At 61.7% G+C, this 3,794-nt stretch carries 5 protein-coding genes; all 5 read left to right on the top strand.

Annotation, left to right across the window (positions count from 1 at the left end):
- Nucleotides 1–466: radical SAM protein (locus H5U38_03695; protein ID MBC7186120.1), on the top strand; the 466-nt coding region annotated here is incomplete at its 5' end.
- 13 nt (nt 467–479) lie between these two features.
- Nucleotides 480–1,259, top strand: a complete 780-nt coding sequence (gene thiD / locus H5U38_03690) for a bifunctional hydroxymethylpyrimidine kinase/phosphomethylpyrimidine kinase (GenBank protein ID MBC7186119.1) — start codon at nt 480–482, stop codon at nt 1,257–1,259.
- A gap of 106 nt (nt 1,260–1,365) precedes the next feature.
- The gene (locus H5U38_03685; GenBank protein ID MBC7186118.1) at nt 1,366–2,016 is read left to right on the top strand and encodes an outer membrane beta-barrel protein; all 651 of its coding nucleotides are present in this window, start codon (nt 1,366–1,368) and stop codon (nt 2,014–2,016) included.
- Nucleotides 2,017–2,032: 16 nt separating this feature from the next.
- Nucleotides 2,033–2,914 carry a rhomboid family intramembrane serine protease gene (locus tag H5U38_03680; protein MBC7186117.1) on the top strand — a complete coding sequence of 294 codons (882 nt, stop codon included), beginning with the start codon at nt 2,033–2,035 and terminating at the stop codon, nt 2,912–2,914.
- A 4-nt stretch (nt 2,915–2,918) separates the two neighbouring features.
- Nucleotides 2,919–3,794: hypothetical protein (locus H5U38_03675; protein ID MBC7186116.1), on the top strand; the 876-nt coding region annotated here is incomplete at its 3' end.

The raw sequence follows: 3,794 nt of genomic DNA, 5'->3' as shown, positions 1-3,794 counted from the left end.
CGACGAACAGTTCTACCGCAAGGTGGTCGGCGGCAAACTGGACAGCGTGCTGCAGACCTTGCGCCTGATGAAGCAGCTGGGCGTATGGGTGGAAGTGACGACTCTCCTGGTCCCAACCCACGTGGACCAGGAGGACCAGTTGCGGGCTATAGCCCGCTTCATTGTCGACGATTTGGGAAAGGAGACCCCCTGGCACGTGACGCGCTTCTATCCTCAGTACCGGCTCACTGACCTTCCTCCCACACCCTTGGCCTCGCTCCACCGCGCGCGGCAGATAGGGCTGGAGGCAGGACTGTACTACGTGTACAGCGGCAACGTCCCGGGCGATGAAGGGGAACACACCTACTGCTACAAGTGCGGGACGGTGGTGATCGAGCGCTACGGGTTCTCGATCAGGCAGGTGCGCTTGCGGGATGGCGCCTGCGCGCAGTGCGGGGCGCCGATTCATGGCATAGGGCTGCCGTAACTGCGAGGAAGTCATGGTGCGTGCACTCACCATCGCTGGTTCCGACTCCGGAGGAGGGGCAGGTATTCAGGCCGACCTCAAGACCTTCTGTGCTTTCAAAGTCTACGGGATGTCGGTCATTACCGCAGTGACGGCGCAGAATACCATGGGGGTGCACGGCATTTTCGACCTCCCTGCAGATTTCGTGGCCAAACAGCTCCGTTGCGTGCTGGAGGACATCGGTGTCGATGCGGTGAAGACGGGGATGCTGGCCAATGCGGAGATTGTCTGTGCCGTGGCTGCGGAGTTGCGCCGCTACCAGCTGCGCAACCTCGTGGTCGACCCGGTGATGATGGCCAAGCGGGGCGAGCCTCTGCTGCAGCGCGAGGCGCGTCAGGCGCTTATGGAGGAACTCTTGCCCCTGGCCGAAGTGGTCACGCCGAACATCCCGGAGGCCGAGGTTCTTGCGGAGATGCGGATCCAGACCCTGGAGGACATGAAGCGGGCTGCGGAGCGTATTCTGGCCTGTGGCGCGCGCGCCGTGGTTGTCAAGGGCGGGCACCGCACTGCAGACGCCACCGACGTGCTCTTCGATGGACACACCATGTTGGAACTCCAGGGCCAACGGCTCGCCAATCCTCACACCCACGGCAGCGGCTGCACGTTCTCGGCGGCCATCGCGGCAGGACTGGCAAAGGGCCAGCCTCTCGCGGAGGCGGTGCGCGGCGCCAAAGCCTTCGTCACCAAGGCCATCGCTCATGCCCAGCAGCTGGGCAAGGGGATTGCCGGCCTCAACCACCTGGTGGAGCCGTAGCCGGCGCTAAGGCCATTACCTTGATTTCCCTTGATTTTTTCGCGGGATATTTGTACCCTTCTACGGAGTTCGGTAATGCTTTAACCCAAGCGAGGAGGAGCATACCATGAGACCCAGGTGGACAACGGCTGTCGTGCTGGCGGTGCTGGGCATCGCGCTGGTACCGGTCACCTCTTCGGCGCAGCGGGAGAAAGAGTTGGGAGTGCGAGTTGGGTTTCTCAACCCCAAAGACGCCAAGTCGGGCTTTTCTATCGGCGCCTCGTTGGGCGCCGAGGTGGATGAAGCAGTGTCCATCGGCATTGCTGCGGACTTGTTCCGGAGGCATTACGTCAAGACCTCCCCGGTTGCGACCACGGAGTATCAAAGTGGGGTCAGTGAGACCACCATCCAGAAGGAGGTCGAGTACAACACCACGATTGTGCCGCTCCTCGCAGAGCTGCTGGTGAAGATGCGCGGCAGCAGGATGCACGCCTACCTATTGCGCGGCAGCCTGGGCTACGAGCTCTTATGGAACAAGGAACAGAACTTTGAGCAAGACATTTCGGAGACGCGGTTCTACAGTGGCTTCACGTGGCAGGTTGGCGGTGGCATCATGTACAGGCTGGGGCGCCGTTCGGACATTTCCGCCGAGGTGTTTTACAGCAGCGCCGAGGTGTCGCGCAACCGTACCGAGACGCCTGCAGGGCTCCCCGTGTGGGACCAGGTAGACCTGTCGGGCATCGGCGCCAGGGTAACCGTAGTGATGGGCCTCTGGTAAGGGGTAGCCGAGCGTCATGTATGAAAACCGCCTGAGAACCAGGCTCCGTTTTGCCATGGTGGCCATGCCGCGGGCTGTGAAATGGCTGTTGGCCGCCAATATCGGCATGTTCATTGTCCAGCAGTTGGGGAGCGCATTCCTCCAACCGGTAATCGCCTCGGGCAGGCTCCTCCTGCCGGTGCGCATTCCTCGCTTGGAAGCCTTTCTGGCCCTCATCCCCGCGTGGGTCATTGGCAAAGGGTGGTGGTGGCAGCTGTTCACCTACATGTTCCTGCACGGGAACGTGCTGCACCTTCTTGTGAACATGCTGTTTCTGTGGGTGTTTGGGGCGGACCTGGAGCGCGTGTGGGGTTGGCGGCGTCTGCTGTCCTACTACTTGACCTGTGGGGTTGGGGCGGGCCTGTTCCACCTGGTTTTTCGCCTGCACTCGGTAGTGCCTGTGGTGGGCGCTTCCGGAGCGGTCTACGGCCTCCTCATGGCCTATGGCCTGCTCTTCCCAGAGCGTGTCATCACCCTGTTCTTGTTCTTTGTGCTCCCGATCCAGATCAGGGCGAAGTACCTGGTGTTGCTTTTTGGCGGGATGTCGCTGTTGGGTGGAATTGGCAGCCTGTTCGGGAGCGAAGGTGGCATTGCTCACTTGGCCCATCTGGGGGGTATGGTCGTCGGTTACGTCTATTTGCGCCGCGGCCGGCTGTTCGGCAACGTGGGGACACAGGTGCGGCAGTGGTGGCGGAACCGTCGCGTGGAGGCCCAGCGGCGCCGCTGGGAGGAGATGCAGCGCTACCGTGAGCGCGTGGATATGCTCCTCGACAAGATCAACGAGGTGGGCTATGACAACCTCACCTCCAGGGAAAAGAAGGAGCTGAAGCGGGCCAGCCGCTACTTGATGCGGAAGTGAGAGGGTGCAGGTGCAACCTCGGGTGATGGTGAATACCAAGAAAACCCGGCCCATGCTGAGTCGTGTGCTTGGCATGGCGCTTTTTTGTTGGCTGATCCTGGCAGCCGGATTACTGATGGGGCAAACACAGGGCGTGCTGGTGCGCGTCAAGGGGGAGGCGCAGACGAGGCAGCTGCGCGCGTTTCAACAGAGCGGGTGCCACTACGCCGCCCTCGGTGAGCTCGCCGGCGCAATGGGCGGGAGGGCGGTCAAGACCGACAAGGCGAAGAAGACAGTCGTTTACTTGGGCAAGGCGGAAATCACGGTTTCCCCGTTCAACTGCTTCATCGTCATCGGCAACGCGGTCCGCCACATGCCCATAGAGACCTTGCTGCGTGACGGGGAGCTGTTCGTGCCTGTGCAGTATTTTCTGGAAGCAGTCGCCGCCTATCTCCCGGCAGGCACAGAGTGGGACGAGAGCACGGCAACGCTGACGCTTCCCGCAGGCGGTGGTGCCGTGCAGGGCGTCACTGTGGAGGAGAAGGCAAACGGGACCCTGGTGCGCATTGCCACAACGAGGCGCTTTGCCGCCTCTGACGTCTACACCAGCCTCCCCGGCAATGGGTGGCTGTACGTTGATTTCTACAGGGGCACGGTGGATAGCTCCGTCGCCTACCTGGACGATCGCGCCAAGGCAGTGCGGCAGTGGTACGCCAGCCAGCTCTCTCCGGAGCTGGCCCGCGTTGCTCTCAGGTTGCGTGGCAACCCTACCAAGAGGGAAGTAATTATCCCCAGCGATGTCTCGGAGGTGTGGGTGTCACTGCCTTCTCAAGATACTCTCTCCACGGATCTTTTGAACGACCTGCGTGCCCAGAGGGAGAAGTGGCGCATCGACACGATT

It is taken from the genome of Calditrichota bacterium, assembly GCA_014359355.1.
GTDB lineage: Bacteria > Zhuqueibacterota > Zhuqueibacteria > JANLFK01 > Oleimicrobiaceae > Oleimicrobium.
The sequence above is the reverse complement of the archived record's forward strand: the minus strand, read 5'-3'. Positions and strand labels throughout refer to the sequence as shown.